The organism is Phenylobacterium sp. (genome assembly GCF_035569475.1).
GTDB lineage: Bacteria > Pseudomonadota > Alphaproteobacteria > Caulobacterales > Caulobacteraceae > Phenylobacterium.
In genome coordinates this window covers 1-21,385 of sequence record NZ_DATMNA010000081.1, presented here as the reverse complement: position 1 = coordinate 21,385, position 21,385 = coordinate 1, and the positions used below count along the sequence as shown (strand labels likewise).

At 70.8% G+C, this 21,385-nt stretch carries 19 protein-coding genes; 16 read left to right on the top strand and 3 right to left on the bottom strand.

Going from position 1 to position 21,385, the window contains the following annotated elements:
* Window positions 1–55 precede the first annotated feature (55 nt).
* On the top strand, window positions 56–547 hold the full coding sequence (locus VNW53_RS12360; RefSeq protein WP_325555972.1) for a cytochrome c: 492 nt from the start codon (window positions 56–58) through the stop codon (window positions 545–547).
* Between the two features lie 9 nt (window positions 548–556).
* Here VNW53_RS12360 and VNW53_RS12355 read toward each other — a convergent pair whose 3' ends face one another.
* On the bottom strand, window positions 557–886 hold the full coding sequence (locus VNW53_RS12355; RefSeq protein WP_325555971.1) for a hypothetical protein: 330 nt from the start codon (window positions 884–886) through the stop codon (window positions 557–559).
* 179 nt (window positions 887–1,065) lie between these two features.
* On the opposite strand from VNW53_RS12355, the gene VNW53_RS12350 reads away from it, so the two are divergent.
* The 12 genes from VNW53_RS12350 (at window position 1,066) to VNW53_RS12295 (ending at window position 15,807) form a co-directional block, all read left to right on the top strand.
* Window positions 1,066–1,800: a hypothetical protein gene (locus tag VNW53_RS12350; protein WP_325555970.1), complete on the top strand. Its 735-nt coding sequence runs from the start codon at window positions 1,066–1,068 to the stop codon at window positions 1,798–1,800.
* Window positions 1,801–1,884: 84 nt separating this feature from the next.
* Entirely contained in the window at window positions 1,885–3,036 is a 1,152-nt protein-coding gene (locus VNW53_RS12345; RefSeq protein ID WP_325555968.1) for an L-lactate dehydrogenase, read from the top strand.
* 110 nt (window positions 3,037–3,146) lie between these two features.
* Window positions 3,147–3,329, top strand: coding sequence for a hypothetical protein (locus VNW53_RS12340; protein ID WP_325555967.1), 183 nt, complete (start codon window positions 3,147–3,149; stop codon window positions 3,327–3,329).
* A gap of 47 nt (window positions 3,330–3,376) precedes the next feature.
* Window positions 3,377–4,105 (top strand): phosphatase PAP2 family protein, encoded by a 729-nt coding sequence (locus VNW53_RS12335; protein WP_325555966.1) that lies wholly within the window; start codon window positions 3,377–3,379, stop codon window positions 4,103–4,105.
* 283 nt (window positions 4,106–4,388) lie between these two features.
* Complete coding sequence (locus tag VNW53_RS12330; RefSeq protein ID WP_325555965.1) at window positions 4,389–6,620, top strand: TonB-dependent receptor; 2,232 nt, start codon at window positions 4,389–4,391, stop codon at window positions 6,618–6,620.
* Window positions 6,621–6,780: 160 nt separating this feature from the next.
* Window positions 6,781–7,098, top strand: a complete 318-nt coding sequence (locus VNW53_RS12325) for a PepSY domain-containing protein (protein WP_325555964.1) — start codon at window positions 6,781–6,783, stop codon at window positions 7,096–7,098.
* Between the two features lie 55 nt (window positions 7,099–7,153).
* Window positions 7,154–7,831 (top strand): response regulator transcription factor, encoded by a 678-nt coding sequence (locus VNW53_RS12320; RefSeq protein ID WP_325555963.1) that lies wholly within the window; start codon window positions 7,154–7,156, stop codon window positions 7,829–7,831.
* Entirely contained in the window at window positions 7,832–9,151 is a 1,320-nt protein-coding gene (locus tag VNW53_RS12315) for a HAMP domain-containing sensor histidine kinase (RefSeq protein ID WP_325555962.1), read from the top strand.
* An 86-nt stretch (window positions 9,152–9,237) separates the two neighbouring features.
* On the top strand, window positions 9,238–10,245 hold the full coding sequence (locus VNW53_RS12310) for a hypothetical protein (protein WP_325555960.1): 1,008 nt from the start codon (window positions 9,238–9,240) through the stop codon (window positions 10,243–10,245).
* 74 nt (window positions 10,246–10,319) lie between these two features.
* Entirely contained in the window at window positions 10,320–11,687 is a 1,368-nt protein-coding gene (locus tag VNW53_RS12305) for a TolC family protein (RefSeq protein WP_325555959.1), read from the top strand.
* Window positions 11,684–12,739, top strand: coding sequence for an efflux RND transporter periplasmic adaptor subunit (locus tag VNW53_RS12300; RefSeq protein ID WP_325555957.1), 1,056 nt, complete (start codon window positions 11,684–11,686; stop codon window positions 12,737–12,739). The genes VNW53_RS12305 and VNW53_RS12300 overlap by 4 nt, the downstream gene beginning before the upstream one ends.
* The gene (locus VNW53_RS12295) at window positions 12,736–15,807 is read left to right on the top strand and encodes an efflux RND transporter permease subunit (protein ID WP_325555956.1); all 3,072 of its coding nucleotides are present in this window, start codon (window positions 12,736–12,738) and stop codon (window positions 15,805–15,807) included. The genes VNW53_RS12300 and VNW53_RS12295 overlap by 4 nt, the downstream gene beginning before the upstream one ends.
* Before the next feature lie 12 nt (window positions 15,808–15,819).
* Here the strand turns inward: VNW53_RS12295 and VNW53_RS12290 are convergent, their stop codons facing one another.
* Window positions 15,820–16,476 (bottom strand): GDSL-type esterase/lipase family protein, encoded by a 657-nt coding sequence (locus VNW53_RS12290; RefSeq protein ID WP_325555955.1) that lies wholly within the window; start codon window positions 16,474–16,476, stop codon window positions 15,820–15,822.
* 56 nt (window positions 16,477–16,532) lie between these two features.
* Between VNW53_RS12290 and VNW53_RS12285 the strand changes: the two genes are divergently transcribed.
* From VNW53_RS12285 to VNW53_RS12275, 3 genes are all read left to right on the top strand, one after another.
* Window positions 16,533–17,234: an ABC transporter ATP-binding protein gene (locus VNW53_RS12285; RefSeq protein ID WP_325555954.1), complete on the top strand. Its 702-nt coding sequence runs from the start codon at window positions 16,533–16,535 to the stop codon at window positions 17,232–17,234.
* Window positions 17,231–19,747 (top strand): ABC transporter permease, encoded by a 2,517-nt coding sequence (locus tag VNW53_RS12280; RefSeq protein WP_325555953.1) that lies wholly within the window; start codon window positions 17,231–17,233, stop codon window positions 19,745–19,747. Before VNW53_RS12285 ends, VNW53_RS12280 begins: the two co-directional genes overlap by 4 nt.
* A 152-nt stretch (window positions 19,748–19,899) precedes the next feature.
* The gene (locus VNW53_RS12275; RefSeq protein WP_325555952.1) at window positions 19,900–20,550 is read left to right on the top strand and encodes an SCE4755 family polysaccharide monooxygenase-like protein; all 651 of its coding nucleotides are present in this window, start codon (window positions 19,900–19,902) and stop codon (window positions 20,548–20,550) included.
* 6 nt (window positions 20,551–20,556) lie between these two features.
* Here the strand turns inward: VNW53_RS12275 and VNW53_RS12270 are convergent.
* Window positions 20,557–21,385 (bottom strand): amidase (locus tag VNW53_RS12270; protein ID WP_325555951.1); only part of this gene is annotated, 829 nt, incomplete at its 5' end.

The following is a 21,385-nucleotide window of genomic DNA, read 5'->3' as shown; positions in this document are numbered from 1 at the left end:
GATCCTTTCACATCGGTTCGAACGGGCGTCCAGGCGTCCGCACGGAGACCGCGCCATGGCCCACAAGACCCTGATCGCGGCCCTGGCGGCGCTGGGCCTGGCGTCCGTCGGGGCCCGAGCCGCCGAGCCGGTCCCACCCGCGGCGACGATCACGCCGGCCGGTCAGGCGCTGACGGCGCGCCAGGCGCATTTCCGCGAGCTGAACGCCGCGTTCAGGGCGATCAACGACGAGCTGAAGAAGGACGCGCCGGACAAGGCCGCCCTCGCGTCCGGCGCGTCCCGTCTGAGAGCCTCTGCCGCGGCCCTGCCGGCCTGGTTCCCCAAAGGCAGCGGCCCCGAAACGGGCCTGAAGACCGCGGCCAAGGCGGAGATCTGGACCGACGCGGAGGGTTTTGCGGCGGCGACGACCCAGCTCCAGACCGAGACCGCCAAACTCGAACAGGCGGCCATGACCGCCGACCCCGACGCCCTCAAGGCCCAGGCCCGAGCTGTCGGCGTGGCTTGCGGCGCCTGCCACGCCAAGTACCGGGCCGCTGCCCAGCCCTAACGGCCGAAATCAGCGCTCCGCGGCGTCGCGCAGGCACTTCAGCCAGGCGTCCTCGCGGGCCTTTTCGGCGTCGCGGAGGGCGGCCTCGGCGTCGCGGACGCCCGCGTCGTGCTTGCGCCATTCGGCGACCGCGCCCTCGCGCGCCGCGCGGGCGGCCTCGAGCGTCGGAAAGCGCGCCAGCACCGCGCGCACGGAATAGGTCACCGGCGGGCCCACGGTCTCACGGTCCGGATAGAAGCCGGTGATGGAGTCGTTGCTCTCGGTCTCGATGTGGAAGACGTCCGCCCAGCCGGCGTGGTGGCGCATCAGGGCCCAGGGCCGTTCCAACCGCTCGCTCACCGGCATCTCCTTGTCGTCGTCGCGTCGAATCCGCCCATCGGGGCATGTCGGGCGCAAACTAGCGCAGCGCCCCGCGCGGTCCAACGCCGCCGGCGACCATTTTGAGCTTTCGCCGCCCCAGGCTTCCGTGGAAAAGCCTTGGCCATTGATTTGATCCTTTAGACCTCGAGCGATTCACCTTGGCCAAGATCGTCATCGCCCAGCAGTTCTGCGGGCCTCCCAACTCCGGCAACGGCGGCTATGTCTGCGGCGTCCTGGCGAAGGACATCGAAGGCCCGGTGACCTCGGTCCTGCGGGCCCGCGTGCCGTTGGACGTCGACCTCGACATCGCCCTGGCCGAGGGGGCGGCGGTGATGACCGACGCGGCGGGCGGGCTGATCGGCCGGGGCGCCCCCGCCGCGGCGAGCCTGCTGCCCGACCCGCCGGCGCCGCCCGCCCTCGAGGCCGCCCGCGCCGCCGGCCAGCGGTATCTGGGCCACGAGCAGCGCATCCACCCGATCTGCTTCACCTGCGGCCCCGAGCGTCACGAGGGCGACGGCCTGCGGGTCTTCCCGGGCCGGCTGGAGGGCGCGCCGCAGGGCCACGTGGCCTGCCTGTGGACGCCCGACGCCGCCTTCGCCGACGGCGAGGGCCTGGTCCCCACCGAGGTGATCTGGGCGGCGCTGGACTGCCCCGGCTTCTTCGCCTGGGTGGTCAGGGAGGGCCGTCACGGCGCGCTGCTCGGCACCATGACCGGCGAGGTGCTTCGCCGACCGAAGGCCGGGGAGACCTGCATCGTCACCGCCTGGCCGCTCATCCGCGAGGGCCGCAAGGAGACCGCCGGCGTGGCGCTGTTCTCGGAGCGCGGCGAGTTGCTGGCGCGCGGCCATCAGGTCTGGATCATGAGCGTCCCGCCCCAGGCGGCCGCCGCGTGAGGCGCATCGGCCTGGCCGTCGCCTGAGGCTTGCGCCCGATCGCGCATCGGGGTCCAACTTCGCCGGCTTCAAAAGGAGGGCGCTTTGCGCGCGGCTTCGGTCTCGGACTATCGGGAGCTCGCGCGGCGCAGGCTTCCGAAGATCTTCTTCGAATATATCGACGGCGGCTCCTACGCGGAGGTGACGCTGAAGCGCAACGTCGCCGACCTGGAGGCGATCGCGCTGCGCCAGCGGGTCATGTGCGACATGTCGGCCCTCGACATGGGCGTGACGACCCTGGGCCAGACGCTGGCGATGCCGCTGGCGCTGGCGCCGGTGGGCATGGCGGGCATGTACGCCCGTCGCGGCGAGGTCCAGGCGGCCCGCGCGGCGAAGGCCATGGGCGTGCCCTTCTGCCTCTCGGCCATGGGGGTCTGCGACGCGGGCGAGGTGGCGGCCGGCGCCGGGACGCCGCCCTGGTACCAGCTCTACATGCTGAAGGACCGCGGCTATATGCGCGAGCTGCTGGGCCGCGTGAAAGCGCTGGGCTGCCCGGTGCTGGTGTTCACCGTCGACCTGCCGACGCCCGGCGCGCGCTATCGCGACGTGCGGTCCGGCTTCACCGGCTCCACCGGCGTTTCCGGCGCGCTGAACCAGGCCTGGGACGGCCTGACCCATCCCCAATGGCTGTGGGACGTCTGGGCCAACGGCCGCCCGCACACCCTGGGCTCGGTGGCGGGCGCGGTCGGCGGGCGCCATGGGCGGGTGACCGACTTCCTCTCGTGGGTGGCGCGCAACTTCGACCGCTCGGTCACCTGGGCCGACATGGACTGGGTGCGCGAGACCTGGGACGGGCCGATCGTCATCAAGGGCGTGCTGGACGCGGAGGACGCGAAGAGCGCGGTCAAGGCCGGCGCCCAGGGCCTGGTGGTCTCCAACCATGGCGGGCGGCAGTTGGACGGGGTGCGCTCCTCGATCTCGGCCCTGCCGAGGATCGCCGACGCCGTGGGGTCGGACCTCGAGGTCTATATGGACGGCGGAGTGCGCTCGGGCCTGGACGTGCTGAAGGCGATGGCGCTGGGGGCCAAGGCCTGTTTCATCGGCCGCGCCTGGGCCTATGCGCTGGGCGCCGGCGGCGAGGCTCAGGTGAGCCGGATGCTGGGCACCCTGAGAGCCGAGCTCTCGGTGGCGATGGTTCTCACCGGTTGCGCGAACCTGCGTGACGCCGGCCGGAATCTGCTGGATATCGGGGACTGAAGGCGGCCCCGGTCACATTTCCGGCAAGACCGCCGCTTTGCTGCGGCGCCGCGAAACCATTGCGCGCCTTAAGGGTTTGGGTCGGCATCGTCACTATGGAGTCGGGCTCAATGCCGCAAACCTCGCCGCTCGCCTATTCCCTCAGCCAGGTGGAAGAGGGCTGGCGATGGTGCGTCTATGACGAGGACGGGGTGACGGTGGCCAACGGCGCCGATCCGGACCGCGACGCGGCTGAGGCCGCGGTGGAGCTCACCCTGCGCTGGCCGCCGGCGCCGCGCCCGGCGTTCGGCTGACCCGGCTGGCGCGCCAGCCGGCCACGGCGCCTGACGGCGGGAGGCCAATGCCCCAGATCCTTCGCCACCTGCTGCAGCGAGTCGAGAGCCGCGCCCTGATCCTGATGATCGCCGCGGCGGCCGCGCTGTGGGCCTTCTTCGGCATCGGCGGCGAGATGGGCGAGGGCGAGACGCTGGGCCTCGACCGCCGGATCCTGCTCGCCCTACGCGAGCCGGGCGACATCAGCGATCCCATCGGCTCGCAATCGCTGCAGGAGGCCATGCGAGACGTCACTGCGCTTGGCGGAGTGACCGTCGTCACCCTGGTGACCGTCGTCGGCGTCCTGGCCTTCCTGCTTCACCGCAAGCGCTGGCATGCCGGTATCCTGGCCGGGACGGTGATCCTGGCCGACATCGCCAGCGAGGGGCTGAAATTCCTCTACGACCGGCCTCGCCCCGACCTCGTGCCGCACGGCAGCTATGTCTATTCGGCGAGCTTTCCCAGCGGACACTCGACCCTGTCGGCGGCCACCTATCTGACCCTGGCCATGCTGATCTCCAGCCTGGAGCCCAACCGCGGGACCAAGGGGATGGTGTTCGTCCTCGCGCTCGCCCTGGTGCTGGGGATCGGCTTCAGCCGGGTCTATCTGGGGGTTCACTGGCCCAGCGACGTTCTGGCCGGCTGGTGCCTCGGCGCGGCCTGCGCGCTCGCCGCCTGGACCGGGCTCCTGCGGCTCGGCGGCCGCGATCAGGTGGCCGACAACGGCCCCGCCGCGCCGCAGCCCTCGGCCGGTTGATCGCAACCCCCTGGCGCGTTCGCTCCGCCGCCGTTGATAATGTTCAAGGTATAGGCCGTCACGCAATTGCGTTTGAAGCGTCATGAAACGTTGATTTGTGACGCCTGCAAGACTGGGCTTTCAAACCTCCAAGAATAGCTGGGTGTCACGGCGGGAGATTCCCGTCCGATGATTTGGGGGTTTCTCAATGCAATCGACATTTGTCCGTGCACGGACTGCGCGCGCCGTTTGGCTTGCAGGTTCGGCCTTGGCGCTTGTCGCCGCCATGGCCGCGGGGCCCGCTATGGCGGCCGCCGCGGGCTCGGAAGCCGGGCCTGTCCACATCGATCCGGAAACCCCTGACTTCGGCCGTGAGGTGTCCGAACTGGTGGTGACCGGCGCGAGCGCGGCCGTCACCGCGGCGCCGACCAAGACGCCGCTCACCGCGACCGAGCCGATGTCCATCATCGACCGCAAGGCCATCGACCAGTTCATCCCGACGACCGCCGACTACACCCAGATCATCAACCTTTCGCCGAGCGTGTCCGGGACCTCCTTCAACGGCCCGGGCCTTGGCGAGGCCAAGAGCGTCATCCGCGGCTTCAAGGACGGCCAGTACAACGTCACCTACGACGGCATTCCGTGGGGCGACGCCAACGGCCCGACCCATCATTCCACGTCCTTCTTCCCTTCCTCGACGATCGGCGCCGTGGTCGTGGACCGCGGTCCCGGCCAGGCGAGCCAGCTCGGCGTCGCCAACTTCGGCGGCTCGGTGAACATCTTCTCGCCCGAGGTGAGCGATGAGGCGGGCGGCTCTCAGTCGGTGACCGCGGGCTCCTGGAGCACCTTCGAATCGGTGACCAAGCTCTCGACCGGGGACCTCGATCAGCTCAACGGCGCCCATTTCCTGTTCAACTTCCAGGAACTGTCCACGGCCGGCGCCCTGACCCTGAACAAGGCCACGGCGGCCAACCAGTTCGTCCGCGGCGTCATCCCGATCGTGGACAGCTGGAAGCTGACGGTGCTGGGAACCTGGAACTACACGCGCATCCACACCAACGACAACGCGGGCGCGACGCTCACCCAGGTGGCGCTCTACGGCAAGAACTTCGCCCTCGACAACAACAAGGCGGACCCGACCTACTACGGCTATAACCTGGTCACCAAGCACACCTACTTCAACTACGCGAAGCTGAATGGCGACATCACGCCGTCCCTGAAGCTCGAAAACACCGTCTATTCCTACTACTACAAGAACGACACGGAATCCGCGCTCGACCCGACGCTGTCGCCCACCGACATCGCCAACAAGACCGGCCTGGCGATCACCCAGGTCCCGGGCGGCAAGCCGGTCGCGAACGGCGACGTGCCCGGCTACACCAAGCTCAATGTCTACAAGATCTACGGCGACGTCCTGCACCTCGACCAGGAACTGCCCTTCGGCGTGATCAAGGCCGGCGTCTGGCTCGAGACGGCCGACACCGGTCCGCGGTCCCGCTACGACTACGACGCGACGCTGAGCCTGAACAACTGGACCCAGAAGGTCGTCGATTACCGCCAGAAGGTGATCCCCGGCATTCCCCAGTACGTCGAATACCAGCAGCAATCAGGCTGGCACCAATACGAGCCTTTCGTGGATTTCGAGTGGAAGGTGACTCCCGACCTGACGCTGACGCCGGGCATCAAATATGTGCACGAAAACCTCTTCGTGAATTCGGACGTCAACCAGAAGTCCCGCCAGCCGTTCCACGACTCGCACCTGTTCACCCAGACGCTTTATTTCTTCACGGCGAACTACAAGATCCGCGACAATCTGGCGGCCTACGCCCAGTACGCCACCGGCTTCCTGGTGCCCGACATCAGCGTCACCCAGGTGGTCAACCCCCAGCTCAGCCAGCTTCAGCCGCAGAAGTCGACGAACTACCAGACCGGCGTCGTCTATCACGGCTCGCGGATCACCTTCGACGCCGACCTCTACTACATCGACTTCAAGAACAAGCTGCAGACGGTGTCGGTGACCGATCCGGTCGCGGGGCTCGAGACGGTCAATTTCAACCTCGGCGGCGCCACCTACAAGGGTGTTGAAGGCTCGGTGACCTTCCAGGCGACCGACCGGATCTTCGTCTTCGCCAACGGCTCCATCAACTCGGCCAAGGCGCTCGGCGCCAACACCAACATCAACGGGATCCCCGTGACGGTCGTCGGCGGCAAGCAGATCGCCGGCGCGCCGAAATCCACGGCGGCGGCCGGGGTCTACTACCAGGACGAGAACTGGACCGCCTCGATCATCGACAAATACACCGGCGTAAGCTGGGGCGCCGAGGGCGAGCCTTCGGCCTACAAGATCCCCGGCTACAATTCGACCGACCTGACCCTGGTCTACCGGTTCGGGCGCTACCGGCTGGAGGGCGCGGTCTACAACCTCTTCAACAGCCAGAAGTTCACCTCGATCACGCCCGGCAAGTCGGTCCCCTACGACCAGTACTACTTCCAGCCGGAGCGGAACTATCAGGTGTCTCTGAAGGTGAACTTCTAAGGCCGGAGCGGGCCGGGCCGTGGGTCTGCAGGCTCGGCCCGACGAGCCGCGCGGACCGGCGCCGTCGGCCGACATTGGGAATCCGTATCCCCCGGGCCACGGCCAGGGAAGTTGACCGCGGTCATGTTGCCGGTCGCTGCGGGGCCTAGCTGGAGTTCCCATGAAGATAGTCGTCATCCTCTCGGCGGCCGCGCTGGCCATCGGCCTGCCTGCGGCCCAGGCGTTCGCCGCCGCCGAGACCTACGCGGGTCACGAGCTTGCGCCGAAGGCCAAGGTCCAGTTGGCGCAGGCCGAAGCCATCGCCGCGAAGGCGCGCCCCGGCCAGATCACGGATCGCGAGCTTGAGAAGGAAGCCGGCGGCAGCGGCCTGCGCTGGTCTTTCGACATCAAGTCCAAGGGCAGGACCTTCGAGGTCGGGGTGGACGCCCAGACCGGCAAGGTGCTCGAGAACAAGGCCGAGGGCGCGCATCCCGACTAGATGCGGCGGCGCGGCGCCCTTTGCGCCCGCCCCGGTTCAAGGCAGGTTCTCGGCCATGAAGTTGCTGATCGTCGAAGATGACCGGGAGGCGGCGAGCTACCTGAAGCGCGCGCTGTCGGAGGCCGGTCACGCCGTCGACTACGCCGCGGCCGGCCGCGACGGGCTGATGCTCGCCGCGGCCGAGCCCTATGACGTGATCATCCTGGACCGGATGCTGCCCGAGATCGACGGGCTGGCGATCCTGCGGACCATCCGCGCCTCGGGCGTGAAAACCCCCGTCCTGCTGCTGACCGCTCTCGGCGGCATCGACGATCGGGTCGAAGGGCTGGAGGCCGGCGCCGACGACTATCTGGTCAAGCCCTTCGCCTTCGCCGAGTTGCAGGCGCGGGTGAACGCCCTGGCGCGACGTCCGCCGACCCAGGACCTGCGCGTCGAACTGGTGGTGGCCGACCTGAAGCTCGATCTCCTGAAGCGCACGGTCACGCGCGCCGGCCGGCGCATCGAGCTGCAACCCCGCGAATTCCAGATCCTGGAATACCTGTTGCGTCACGCCGGGCGCGTGGTCACCCGCACCATGCTGCTGGAAAGCGTCTGGGATTTCCATTTCGACCCGAAGACCAACATCGTCGAAACCCACATGAGCCGGCTGCGCGGCAAGGTGGACCGCGGCCACGGCCGCGAGCTGATCCACACGGTCCGCGGGGCGGGCTATGTCCTGCGCGAGCCCGACTAGATGTTCGGAGCGACCGGCCTGCGGGTGGCGGCCCTCTACACCACCCTTTTCGCCCTGTCGGTGGTGGCGCTGGGGATCGTCACCCTGTTCAGCATCCGCCAGGCGCTGTCGGAGCAGTTCGACGCCCGCATCCGCTCGGAGTCGGCGGCGCTGGTGCAGGAGTACCGCTCCGAGGGCGTGCACGGGGTGATCGACGCCATCCGCGAGCACGACAGCACCCCGGGCGCGCTCGACTTCGGCCTGCAGGGCCCGGACGGACGGCCGCTGGCCGGACGGCTCGGGGCGGCGCGGACCGCGGCCGGCTGGTCGTTGCAGCACGACGGGCCGCGCTCCGGCGAGGCGATCCGCATGTTCTCGGTGGCCCTGCCGAACGGCTACAAGCTCATGGTCGGCGACGAGGAGGAGCGGGTCGAGGCGCTGGACGGCGCGGTGGTGCGCGGGTTCGGCGTGGCCCTGGCGGGCGTCGTGATCCTGGGGGTGGCCGGCGGCTATGCGCTCAGCCGCGACGTCCATCGCCGGCTCGCGGCGATCTCCGGCACGGCCGAGGCGATCATCGACGGCGATCTCGCGCGCCGCGTGCCGGTGCGCGGCTCCGACGACGACCTCGACCGCCTGGCGCTGACCTTCAACCGCATGCTGGACCGCATCGCGGGCCTGATGGAGAGCCTGCGGCAGGTCTCCAGCGACGTGGCCCACGACCTGCGCACGCCGCTCACCCGGCTGCGCCAGAGGCTGGAGGCGGGCCTTGCGGACCCGCGCGATCGGGGGGCGGCGCTCGAGGGGGCGCTCAGCGACCTGGACTCGATCCTCGACACCTTCGCGGCCCTGTTGCGCATCGCCCAGATCGAGAGCGGTGCGCGCCGCGCGGCGTTCCGGCCCTGCGACCTGGCGGCCCTGGCCCTGACGGTCACCGAGGCCTTCGCCCCCTCGGCCGAGGACAACCACCAGTCGCTCGGCCTGATCGCCGAGGGCCCGGTCTGGGTCGACGGCGACGCGGAGCTGCTGACCCAGATGCTGGTCAACCTGGTGGAGAACGCCCTGCGCCATGCCGGCCCACGCGCGCGGATCACGGTCACGGCCGTTCGCCTGGGGCGCGCGCCGGTTCTGTCGGTGAAGGACGACGGGCCGGGCGTGCCTGAGGCCGACCGCGAGCGGCTGTTCGACCGGTTCTACCGCCTGGAGCGCAGCCGCTCGACGCCGGGCAGCGGCCTCGGCCTGGCGCTGGTCGCCGCGGTCGCCAAGCTGCATGGGGCCGAGGTGGCGCTGCTGTCGGCGGAGCCCGGGCTGGAGGCCCGCGTCAGCTTCCCCGAAGCCGCGTGAAAATCGCAACATTGGGGTTCGGCAATCTGGCCGCCATCGACTGGTCAGCCTGAAGCGTCTAGCGAGGGGATATAGGGAGGATACCCATGACCGTTTCTCGTATCGCCGCGCTCTGCCTTGGGCTTTGCGCCGCCGTTCCCCTGACCGCCCAGGCGGCGGGCTCTGGCTATCACCTCGTCGACCGCATCTCCGCGCCCGACGGCGGCTGGGACTATGTGCGCGTCGATCCCGCCAACAACCGTGTGCTGGTGGCGCATGGCGGCTCGGTGCTGGCGCTGGACATCGCCACCAAGGCCGTGACGCCGGGCCTGGCGCCCGGTTCGATCCTGCACGACGCCATGCCGGTGAACGGCGGGACGGAAATGATGGTCACCCACGGCGGCACAGCCGAGGCGGTGTTCTACAACGCGAAGACCGGGGCCGAGGCGGCCCGGGTCAAGACCGGCATGGGCCCGGACGCGGCGGCCTTCGACGCCCATTCCGGCCTGGTCCTTGTGATGGATCACCGGGGCGGCGACATCACCCTGATCGACCCCAAGGCGCACAAGGCGGTGGGCTCCATCGCGATCGGCGGCGACCTGGAGGCCGCGGCGGTCGACGGGGCCGGCAAGGCCTATGTCAATGTCGAGAACAAGAACGAGATCGTCGTCGTGGATCTGGGCAAGCGCGCGGTGCTCACCCGCTATCCGCTGGCCGGCTGCGACGGTCCGACGGGCCTGGCCTATGACGCGGCCGACAAGCAACTGATCGCGGCCTGCGACGGCTCGACCGTGGTCGTCGACGCGCCCACCGGCAAGATCGTCGCCACCCTGCCGACCGGCAAGGGCGCCGACGCCGTGGCCTACGATCCCGGCCAGAAGCTGGCCTTCGTGCCGGCGGGCCAGGACGGGACCCTGGCCGTCGTCTCGATCGGCAAGGGCAAGGCCAGCATCGTCGACACGGTGAAAACCCAGGTCAGCGCGCGCACCGCCGCAATCGACCTGCGCAGCGGCCGTGTCTACCTGCCAGCCGCCGAGTTCGGGCCGCGGCCGGCGGCGGGCGGGCGTCCGCCGGTGATCCCCGGCAGCTTCAAGATCCTCGTCGTCGGCAAGTGAGCCGAGCCGCGCAAGGGACGGCGCGAGCGAAGGAGACCCGGCGGCCGAGGAACGGTCGCCGGGCGCCCGAGCGCGTGCGCATCGCCGGCATGCGGGGGGTGCTGCCGATGGTGCTGGCGGCGGCGGTGGGCCTGAGCGGCTGCGCGACCTATCACGCGCGGCCCTTGCCCGCCTCGCCCGATCTCGGCGCCTCGCCCGAGCGGCTGAAGGTCGACGCCGCCAGCCTGCGCGTCGCCCCGCTGAAGACCATCCGGATCGACGCCAGCGACGGGCTCACGCCCCTGGAGGTCGCCGTCCTGGCGGTGCTCAACAACCCCGACCTCGAGGCCAAGCGCAGGGCGCTGGGCGTGAACGAGGCCCAGGTCTTCATGGCCGGCCTGTTGCCCGACCCGCAGATCACCACCTCGATGGACAAGCCGATCTCCGGTCCCGACCACCACACCGCCTACAGCTTCGGCGCGGGGCTGGACCTGGCCGGACTGCTGGCGCGGAGCTACAACCGCCGCGCCGCGCGCGATACGGCCAAGGCCGCGGACCTCAACCTCCTGTGGTCGGAGTGGAGCGTCGCGCAGCAGGCGCGCCAGTTCGCCGAGACCGCCCTCGCCGACGAGGCCCGCGCGGCCGTGCTTCGCCAGGTGCTGGCGCTCGCCGCCGACCGTTACGCCCGCTCGGCCCATGCCCTGGAAAACCACGACGTGACGCTGCAGACGAACGCCGCGGACCTGGCCGTCAAGCTGGACGCGGAGAACCAGCTGTTCACCGCCACCCACGACGCCCAGAAGGCCCGCCGGGACCTCAACGCCCTGCTGGGCCTGCGCGCCGATGTGGCGCTGCCGCTCATGCCGGCGCCGCTGGGCGGGGTCTACGACGAGGCCTCGGTTCAGCACGCCCTGGCCAACCTGCCGGAGCGCCGGCCCGACCTGCTGGCCCTCAAGGCCGGCTATGGCGCGCAGGACGCCAATGTCCGCAAGGCGATCCTGGCGCAATTCCCGCTCAACAACATCGCCGCGAACTATGCCAAGGACCCGGCCGGCACCACCACCGAGGGCCTGGCGCTCACCCTGGCCCTGCCGATCTTCAACGGCGGACGCGGCGACGTGCGGCTGCAGAACGCCACCCGCGAGCAACTGCGCGCGGAGTACCAGGCGCGGCTCGACCAGACCGACGCCGAGGTGCGCAACGCCGAGCGGGAGCGCGAGGGCGCGCGCAGCGCCGTCGCGGTGCTGAGCGTGGATGTCCCGCGGCTGGAGGCCCTGTCCCGCCCGGCGCTGGCCGCCTACGACCGGCGGGACATCGACAGCCAGACCTACCTGACCCTGTCTCAGAACGTCCTTTCGAAACGCGCCGACCTCGATGACAAGACCTTGGCCGCCCGGCTCGCCGAGATCGCCCTGGAGACGGCTCTCTTCCTGCCACCCGCTGAATCGAGGGCCGCCCCATGAGCCGCAGACACCTGTTGATGATCGCCGCCGCGGTGATCGCGATCGGCGCCGTCGTGGCCCTGGTGCTGCTGCGGCGCGGCGGCGGCGAGGCGGCTGACGCCGAGCCGCATCCGACGGCCCTGGTGACGGTGGCTCCCGTCCGCAGCGAGACCGTGCAGGACGTGATCTCGGTTTATGGCGTGGTGCAGGCCGATCCCGCCGGGAGCCTGACGGTCGCGGCGCCCAAGGCGGCGATCGTCTCGCGCGTGCTGGTCCGGTCCGGCGAGACCGTCTCGGCCGGCCAGGCGCTGGTCGAGATCGCCAACGCCCCGGGATCGGAGATGGCCTATCGCCAGGCGGCGGACGCGGCGAGCTTCGCCCAGGCCGAGCTCGCCCGCGTTCAGCGGCTGTACGACGAGCGCCTGGCGGCGACCGACCAACTGACCGCCGCGAAGAAGGGCCTCGCCGACGCCCAGGCGACCCTTGCCGCCCAGCAGAAGCAGGGCAGCGGCCAGAGCCTGCAGAGCCTGCGCGCGCCGCGGGCCGGCGTCGTCACCACGGTCTCCGCCGCCAACGGCGACCACGTGGCCCAGGACGCGCCCCTGGTGGTGCTGGCGCGCGCCGACCTGGCCGCCGTGAAGCTCGGCCTGGAGCCGAACGGCCGGGTGGCCGTGGGACAGGCCGTCACGCTGCGCCCGGTGTTCGGCGGGCCGCCCATCGCCTCGCGCATCGCCATGGTCGGGCGCGCCGCCGATCAGACGACCAAGACGCTCGACGCCCTGGCGCCGCTGAACGGCGCGATCCTGCCGATCGGCTCCGCCGTCGTGGGCGACGTGGTGACGGCCTCGCACCCCGGCCAGGTCGCGCCACGCGCGGCTGTCGTCTTCGACGAGACCGGACCGCATGTGTTCGTGGTCGCCGCCGGCAAGGCCAGCCGGGTGTTCGTCAGCCTGGGCCTCGATCATGGGGACGATGTCGAGATCAAGGGGAAACTTCCCGCCGGCGCACAGGTGGCGGTCGAGGGCGCCTATGAGCTTCAGGATGGCATGACCGTGAAGGTCCGCGGCCGATGAGCCCAGCCCAGTTCGTCTCGCGGCGGCGGCGCTCGCTGCTGACCCTGCTCGGGATCCTGGTCGCCGGCGGCATCGCCGCGGCCTTCCTGATGCCCGTCGGCCTGTTCCCGAACGTGCTGTTCCCGCGGATCGCGGTCACCATCGACGCGGGCGACCGTCCGCCGGATCAGATGGAGATCGCCATCACCCGCCCCGTGGAACAGGCGGTCCGCGCGATCCCGGGCGTGCAGAACCTGCGCTCCACCACCAGCCGCGGCTCGGCCGAGATGTCGGTCAACTTCGCCTGGGGATCCGACATGGATCTGGCGTTGCAACGGGTGGAGGCCGCGCTCACCCGGGCCCAGACGGCCTTACCGCAAGGCGTCAAGTTCGACGTCCGGCGCATGGACCCGACGGTGTTCCCGGTCGCCGCCTACAGCCTGACGTCCGCTCGCGCCACGCCGGTGGAGCTGCGCCGTTTCGCCGACCGTACGCTCGCCCCGCAGCTTTCGACCATCGACGGGGTCGCGCGGGTGATGTCCCAGGGCGGCGCGGCCGGAGAGTACCGGATCGAGGCGGACCCGGCCAAGCTCTGGTCCTACGGCCTGTCCGTCGACGACGTCGCGACCGCGGTGACCGGCGCCAACGTCCTGGCGGCCTCCGGGCGCATCGAGGACCGCGGCAAGCTCCTGCTGGTCCTGACCGACTCCCGGCTGAGCGACCCGCGGCAGATCGAGAACGTGGTCGTCAAGACCATCAACGGGACGGTCGTGCGGGTGCGCGACGTGGCCCAGGTGAGGGCGGCCGCCGCCCCGCAGTGGATCCGCGTCACCGCCGATGGCCGCGATGCGGTCCTGGTGAACGTCTATCAGCAGCCCGGCGGCAACACCGTCCAGATCGCCAAGGCCGTGCAGGCCGCCTTCCAGAAGGCGCGCGCCCAGGGCCCCGCCGACATGCAGGTGAAGGCCTGGTACGACCAGTCCGACCTGATCCTCGAGTCGGCCTCGTCGCTGCGCAACGCGATCATCATCGGCGTGGTGCTGGCCGCGTTGGTCCTGCTGATCTTCCTGCGGGACTGGAAGGTGACTCTGGCCGCGGTGGTGGCCGTGCCGGTGGTGCTGGCGGCGACGACCCTGGCGCTGAAGGTCATGGGCCAGAGCTTCAACATCATGACGCTCGGCGGCATGGCCGCGGCGATCGGGCTGATCATCGACGACGCCATCGTGATGATCGAGCACATCGAGCGCCGGCTCAGCGAAGACCCGGACAAGGGCCGCCCGACTATTCAGCGGGCGGTCGGCGAGTTCCTGCGGCCGCTGGTCAGTTCCTCGGCCGCCACCATCGTCATCTTCCTGCCGCTGGCCTTCCTCAGCGGCGTCACCGGCGCCTTCTTCAAGGCGCTGTCGATCACCATGGCCGTGGCGCTGACGATCTCGTTCCTCGTGGCCTGGTGGCTGGTGCCGGTGCTCGTGGAGCAACTGATCAAGCAGCGCGGGAAGACGGCGGACATCGATCCGGAGGGCCGGATCATGCGGCGCTACCGCGGAACGCTGCGGGCCGTGGTGGCGCGGCCGATCCTGGCCGTGGCCGGCGTCGTGGTGCTCGCGGGCCTGGGCGGCCTGTGCTTCGTCAGCGTCGGCAGCGGCTTCATCCCCAAGATCGACGAGGGCGGCTTCATCCTCGACTACATCGCCCCGCCCGGCATGTCGTTGACCGAGACCGACCGGCTGATCCGTCAGATCGAGGGCGTGATCCGCGCGACGCCGGACGTCGACACCTATTCGCGCCGAACGGGCGTCCAGCTCGGGGGCGGCCTCACCGAGCCCAACACCGGCGACTTCTTCATCCGCCTCAAGCACAGCGGCCGGCGGCCGATCGAGGAGGTGATGACCGAGGTGGCCGGCAAGGTTCAGGGGAGCGTGCCCGGTGTCGAGATCGAGACGGCGCAGCTCATGGAGGACCTGATCGGCGACCTGACGGCGGTGCCGCAGCCGATCGAGGTCAAGCTGTTCGGCGACGATGCGGCCCTGCTTCAGAAGACCGGCCCGGTGGTCGCCGACGCCATCGGCAAGGTGACCGGCGTCACCGAGGTGAAGTCCGGTGTGGTGATCGCCGGCGACGGGCTGCAGATCGAAGTCGATCCGCTGAAGGCCGAGCTGGAGGGCGTCGACGCCGGAGAAGCCAGCAAGCAGATCGAGGGCATGCTGAGCGGCAATGTGGCGACCCAGATCCAGACGGGAACCAGCCTGGCCGACGTCCGCGTCTGGACCCCGGCGGCGACGCGGGCCCGGATCGACCAGGTCGGCGGCCTGATGCTGAAGTCGCCGGCCGACGGCCATCTGTTCCCCCTCTCGCGGGTCGCCAGCCTGCGGGTGGTCACCGGCCAGGCCGAGATCGGCCGCGAGAACATGCGGCGCATGGACGCCGTCACCGCCCGTGTCACCGGCCGCGACACCGGCTCGGCCGCCCAGGACGTCCAGAAGGTGGTCGCCAAGCCGGGCCTGCTGCCCGCCGGGGTGAGCTTCGAGATGGGCGGTCTCTTCGCCGAGCAGCAATCGGCCTTCCGGGGTCTGGCCATGGTGTTCGCCGCGGCGGTCGCGGCGGTCTTCGTCCTGCTGCTGGTGATCTATGAGAGCTTCCGGACCGCCGTGACGATCCTCTTGATGCCGCTGGCCGCGGCCTCGGCGGTGGCGATCGGCCTATGGATCACCGGGGTCGAGCTCAACATCATGGCCCTGATGGGGACGACCATGATCCTCGGTATCACGACCGAGGTGGCGATCTTCTACTTCACCGAATACGAGGCGCTGCTGGAGGAAGGGCTGGAGCCCGACCGGGCGCTGGTGGAGGCCGGGCTCAACAGGCTGCGGCCCATCGCCATGACCACCCTGGCCGCGATCCTGGCGCTCGCGCCGCTGGCGCTAGCGCTGGGAGGCAGCGCCTCCATGGAGCGGCCCTTGGCGATCGCCATCATCTCCGGCCTGGTCGCGCAGGGGCCGCTGGTCCTGCTGGCCATGCCCGCGATCTTCAAGATCCTGGGCGGCACGCGGGCGCATCGGGAGCCGGCGGCGGAAGCCGTCGCAACCTAGCTCCCGGGACGGTCAGGGCCGCTTCGCGAGGGCCTTGGCCACTACCGGCGCCAGCTTGCCGGCGATGATCTGCACGCCCTTGGCGTTGGGATGGATGGCGTCACCCTGGTTGAGGGCCGGATTGCGCGCCACCCCGGCCAGCAGATCGGGGAACAGCGCCACGCCGTGCGCCTTCGCGAGGCCGGTGAACACGGCGTCGAAGTCCCGCGCATAGCCCGCGCCCAGTTCGGGAGGGGCGCGCAGGCCGCAAAGGACCACGCCCATGTGGCGCTGTTTCAACCGCGTCAGGATCTTGTCGAGGTTGGCGCGGGTGGTCCTGGTGTCGACGCCTTGCAGCAGGTCGTTGCCCCCCAGGGCCACGACGACGACCTGGGTGTCCGGCTGGACGCTGAAATCGACCCGCGCCGCGCCGTCCTGGCTGGTGTCGCCGGAGACGCCGGCGCCGCGCACGACGTTGGGAACGCCCAGCCTCTCCAGCGCTTGATGCAACTGGGCGGGCAGGGCGGCGGCGGCCGGAAGGCCAAGCCCCGCGGTGATCGAATCCCCCAGGATGGTGACCACCTGGCCCCGCGCCGCCGACGCCCGGGACGGCAGGGTCAGGGGCAGGGCGGCAAGCCCTGCGGCGACCAGGGTCCGGCGGGAAAGGAAGAGGGGTCGTGTATCGGCCATGCGCCTGTCCTATCTAGGGGATCGTGTACGCGACTTGAACGCTCGAAGGGCCCGCCTTGACCGAACCTGACGCCGCCGCTCCGCTGGTCCTCGACAATGTCTCGCTGACCCTGCCGTCCGCGGCCGGGCCGGTGGAGATCCTGCGAGGGCTCGATGTCACCGTGGGGCGTGGCGAGCGTGTGGCGCTGGTCGGCCCGTCGGGGTCGGGCAAGTCGTCGCTGATCGCCGTGGCGGCGGGACTGGAGCGGCCGACGGGCGGACGGGTCCTGCTGTTCGGGCAGGACCTGGCGGGGATCGACGAGGACGGCCGCGCGCGTCTGCGCCGGGGTCGCGTGTCGCTGGTGTTCCAGAGCTTCCATCTGCTGCCGAACATGACGGCGGAGGAGAATGTCGCCGCGCCGCTGGAGATCGCGCGGGTGGCCGGCGCGACCGAGACCGCCAAGGCCTGGCTCGAACGGGTGGGCCTCTCGGCGCGCGGCCGCCACTATCCGCACCAGCTCTCCGGCGGCGAGCAGCAGCGGGTGGCGCTGGCCCGCGCTCTGGCCTCGCGCCCGGCGCTGCTGTTCGCCGACGAACCCACCGGCAACCTAGACGCCGCCAACGCAGCCCACGTGGCCGAGCTGATGTTCGACCTGGTGGCGGAGACCGGCGCGGCCCTGGTGCTGGTCACCCACGACGAGGCCCTGGCCAGGCGAGCAGGCCGCACCGTGCGGCTGCGCGACGGGCGCGTCGCCCAGGAAAGCGCCGCAACCGCATGACCCCGCTCAGCTTTCGGTTCGCGGGGCGCGAGCTGCGCGGCGGCGTGCGGGGCTTCCGCATCTTCCTCGCCTGCCTGGCGCTGGGGGTGGCGGCGATCGCCGCGGCCGGCTCGACCGCCGAGGCCTTCCGCCGGGGGCTGGCCAGCCAGGCCGGCGAGATCCTGGGCGGCGACCTGGCGCTTACCGTGCGCCAGCGCGGCTTCAATCCCGCCGAGCAGGCGATCCTCGGCCACGCGGGCCAGGTGTCCTATTCGGTCGCCTCCATGGCCATGGCGCAGTCGCCCTCCGGTGACCGCCGCCTCATTGAGCTGCGCGGGGTCAACTCCAGTTATCCGCTGGCCGGCAAGGTCACGCTGACGGGCGCGCCCTCGTTGCAGGCGGCCATCGCGCCGGTGGGCGGCGTCGCGGGCGCCGTGGTCGAACAGTCGCTGCTCGACAAACTGCACATGCAGGTCGGCGACCGCTTCCTGGCCGGCAACCTGCCGCTGGTGGTGCGTGGCGTCCTGCTTCAGGAGCCCGACCGCCTGTCGCGCGGGTTCGCCCTTGGTCCGCGAGTGATCACCAACCTGGCGGCGGTCCAGCAGGGCGGCTTCATGGCGCCCGGCCTGCCGTTCGGGGTGACCGCGCGCGTCGAGCTGCCGCCCGGCGCGCCCCTGGCGCCGGCGAAGGCCGACCTGCACCGCCGGCTGGGCGGGCTGGTCCGGATCCGCGACCGCGACGACGCCGCGCCGGGCATCCATCGGCTGATCGACCAGCTCGAGTATTTCCTGGGCTTCATCGGCCTGGCCTCGCTGGTGGCGGGCGGCCTGGGCGTCTTCGGGGCGGTCAGCGCCTATCTGGAGGCCCGCAAGCCGGTGATCGCGACGCTGAAGGCGTTGGGCGCGGAGGGCCAGCTCGTCCGCGACATCTACCTGATCCAGATCGGGTTCCTGGCCGCGCTCGGCGTGGCCATCGGGCTGGCGTTCGGCGCCGCGGCGCCCCTGGTCATGGGCGCGATCATCAAGAACAGCCTGCCGATCCCGGCGCTGTTCGCGGTCTATCCGGCGCCGCTGGCCAAGGCCGCCGCCTTCGGCCTGCTGTCCGCCGCAGCCTTCTCGCTCGCACCCCTGGGCCGCGCCCGCTCGACGCCGCCGGCCAGCCTGTTCCGCAGCGACCTGTCGGGGACCTTCAAGATCGGGCCGGAGATCGTCGGCGCGGTCCTGGCGGCCGCGGGCCTGGCCGCCATGGCGGTGGTCACGGCGCCGACGCCGCTGGCGGCGGGGATCATGATCGCCGGCGTCGCGGTCTCCTTCGGCCTGCTCTGGGCGCTGGGCTGGGGCTCGGCGGTCCTGGCCGGCAAGGCTCGCGCCGGGGCGAGGGGACCCTTGCGTATCGGCCTCGCCAACCTCGCCGGACCGCATTCGGCGGCGCGCACCGCCTCGCCGGCCATCGGTTTGGGCGTGGCCCTGCTGGCCGCCGTGGTGCTGATCCAGTCGGCGCTGCTGAACCAGGTGGCGGAGGTCGCGCCGCGCACCGCTCCGGCCCTGGTCTTCACCGACATCCCCGGCGACCGCCCGGCCGAGTTCGACGCCGCCGTGCGTCGCGCCTTCGGCGTTCCCCTGACCAGCAAGAACTACCTGCGCGAGCCCTTCGTCAGCGGGCGGATCACCCAGGTCCGGGGCCAGCCGGTGGATCTCGCAAAGATCGCCCGCTCCGACCGCTGGGCCTACGACAGCGACATCTCCATGTCCGCCATCGGGCCGGAGCCGGAGGGCGCGGGCATCGAGGACGGCCACTGGTGGGCGGCGAGCTACGCGGGCCCGGCCCAGGTCGCCATGGACGTCGACGTGGCGCGCGGCGAGAAGATCAAGGTCGGCGACGCGGTCACCCTGTCGGTCCTGGGCCGCGACATCGACGCGAAGGTGGCGGTGCTGAGGAAGGTCGACTTCGGCGGCTTCGGGGCCAGCTTCCCGCTGGTGGTGACGCCTTCGGCCATGGAGGGCGCGAACCTGCGCCAGGTCGCCATCGCCAAGGCCTCCAAGGCGCAGGAGGCGGCGGTGATCCGCGAACTCGGCCGCAGCTTCCCCACCGTCAACGTCATCTCCGTGCGTGAGCAGCTCGAGGCCGCGACGGACCTCTTCGACCGCCTGGCGCTGGCGGTGCGGGGCGCCGCCGCGGTCGCCGCGCTCGCGGGCCTCCTGGTGCTGGCCGGCGCGATCGCCGCGCGCGCCCGGGCCCGCACCCGCGAGGCCGCGACGCTGAAGGTGCTGGGCGCCTCGCGCGGCCAGATCCTCGGCGCCTATGTGCTGGAGTACGGGGCCGTCGGCGTGATCGCCGGCGCGGCGGGCGTGGCCCTGGGCTACGCCGCGGCCTGGCCGGTGGTGGTCAAGGTGTTCCACGCCAAATGGAGCATGGACTGGGCCGGGGTCGCGGCCCTGCTGGCGGCGGCGGCCCTGGTGGCGGGGGTCGGCGGTTTGCTGGCCGCCTTCCAGGCGCTATCCAAGCGGCCGGCCCCGGCCTTGAGGGCCGAATAGACGGGGGCGCGACACCCGTGGCCCGTCACCCTCCGGCGCTGCGCCTGGCGTTGGAGTGACGTTAGGGAAAGATCGTCTCCGGCGCGAAATCTGTGGCGCCCCGACCAGTGTTAGGTGACGCTCGATTCAAGCTGAACAAGAGGATCCTGGATATGAGATTTCGCATCGCCGCGGCCTTGATGGCCGGCGCTGTCGCACTCGGCGCGCCGGCCGCCACCTGGGCCCACTTCATCCTGGTGACGCCGAAGTCGTGGATCGAGGAGAATCAGCTCGGCGATCCGCAGAAGCTCGGTCCCTGCGGCGGGACGAGCGCGAACGCCGGGACGCCGACGGGTGTCGTCACGCCCGTTGCGGGCGGCGAAATGCTGCACATCCACGTCCATCCGACTATCTATCACCCCGGTCACTTCCGGGTGGCGCTGTCCGTTCTCGACCGCTCGGAACTACCGGCCGACCCGGAAGATGTCACCAAGGACGGCCCCCGCGGGCCGGTGTCGGTGTCCGCCAAGGTCGATCCCAACCCCAAACCGCCGGTGCTGGCGGACGGCATCTTCGAGAACCATCAGCGCGTGCCGGGGCAAGAGTTCGAGACCGACGTCAAGATCCCGAACATCAACTGCGATCACTGCTCGCTGCAGATCATCCAGTTCATGGAAGAGCACGGCATCAACCCTGACGGCCGGTTCACCTATCACCACTGCGCGGACCTGAAGGTCACGGCCAACCCGAAGCTGCCGCTGGACACCGCCTGGCCCGGTCAGGCGAAAGCCAAGACCAAGAAGAAGGCCAAGGACAAGACCTGACCCAAGCTAGCCGAAGCCGCTCAGGTCCGGCGCGCGGCCGTTCCAGCCGCTGACCTTCTCGAACGCCGCGCCCAGGGCCACGACGGCGGCCTCGTCGCGGGGGCGGCCGAGGATCTGCAGGCCGACCGGCATGCCGTCGCCGGTCAGGCCGCAGGGCACGCTGATCCCCGGCAGGTCCAGGTAGTTCGCGGCCCGCGTGAGGCGGCTGAGCGGGGAGACGGTCTCGTCCACCTGGTCCATCGGCGGGCCAGGGATCGGGCAGGTGGGCGTGGCCAGGCCGTCGTAGGCGGCGAGCCAGGCGTGGAATTCCCGCTGATCCGCGGCGCGCTGCTCGTGGGCCTCGGCCAGGCGCTCGTCGGAGATGTCGCGGCCGACCTCGAAGCGTTTGACGATCCAGGGGTCCATGACCTCGCCGTGCCGTTCGATCCGCTCGCGCCAGATGCGCCAGCCCTCTCCGGCCATCAGCAGGCCGTTGGGGGCGAAGCTCTCGTCCAGCGCCTTCGGCGGGCGCACCACCTGGACGGTAACGCCGGCTTTGCGCAGGCGGTCCAGCGCGGCCAGGTAGAGGCGGCCCACGTCGGCGTCGACCTCGCCCAGGTGCTCCAGCGGGATGGCGGCCAACCTTCGGCCCTCGACCTCGCCGGCCAGCGCCGCCTCGGCGTCGAAGGGGCCGCGCTCGGCGCTTTCGCCGTCGGGCCCCGAGATGATCCCCAGCATTCGGGCGGCCGTCGCCACGTCCCTGGCCAGGGCCCCGACCGTATCCAGCGCCGGCGCCAGGGGATGGACGCCCTTCAGGCTGACCAGCCCGCGGCCGGGCTTCAGGCCCACGACGCCG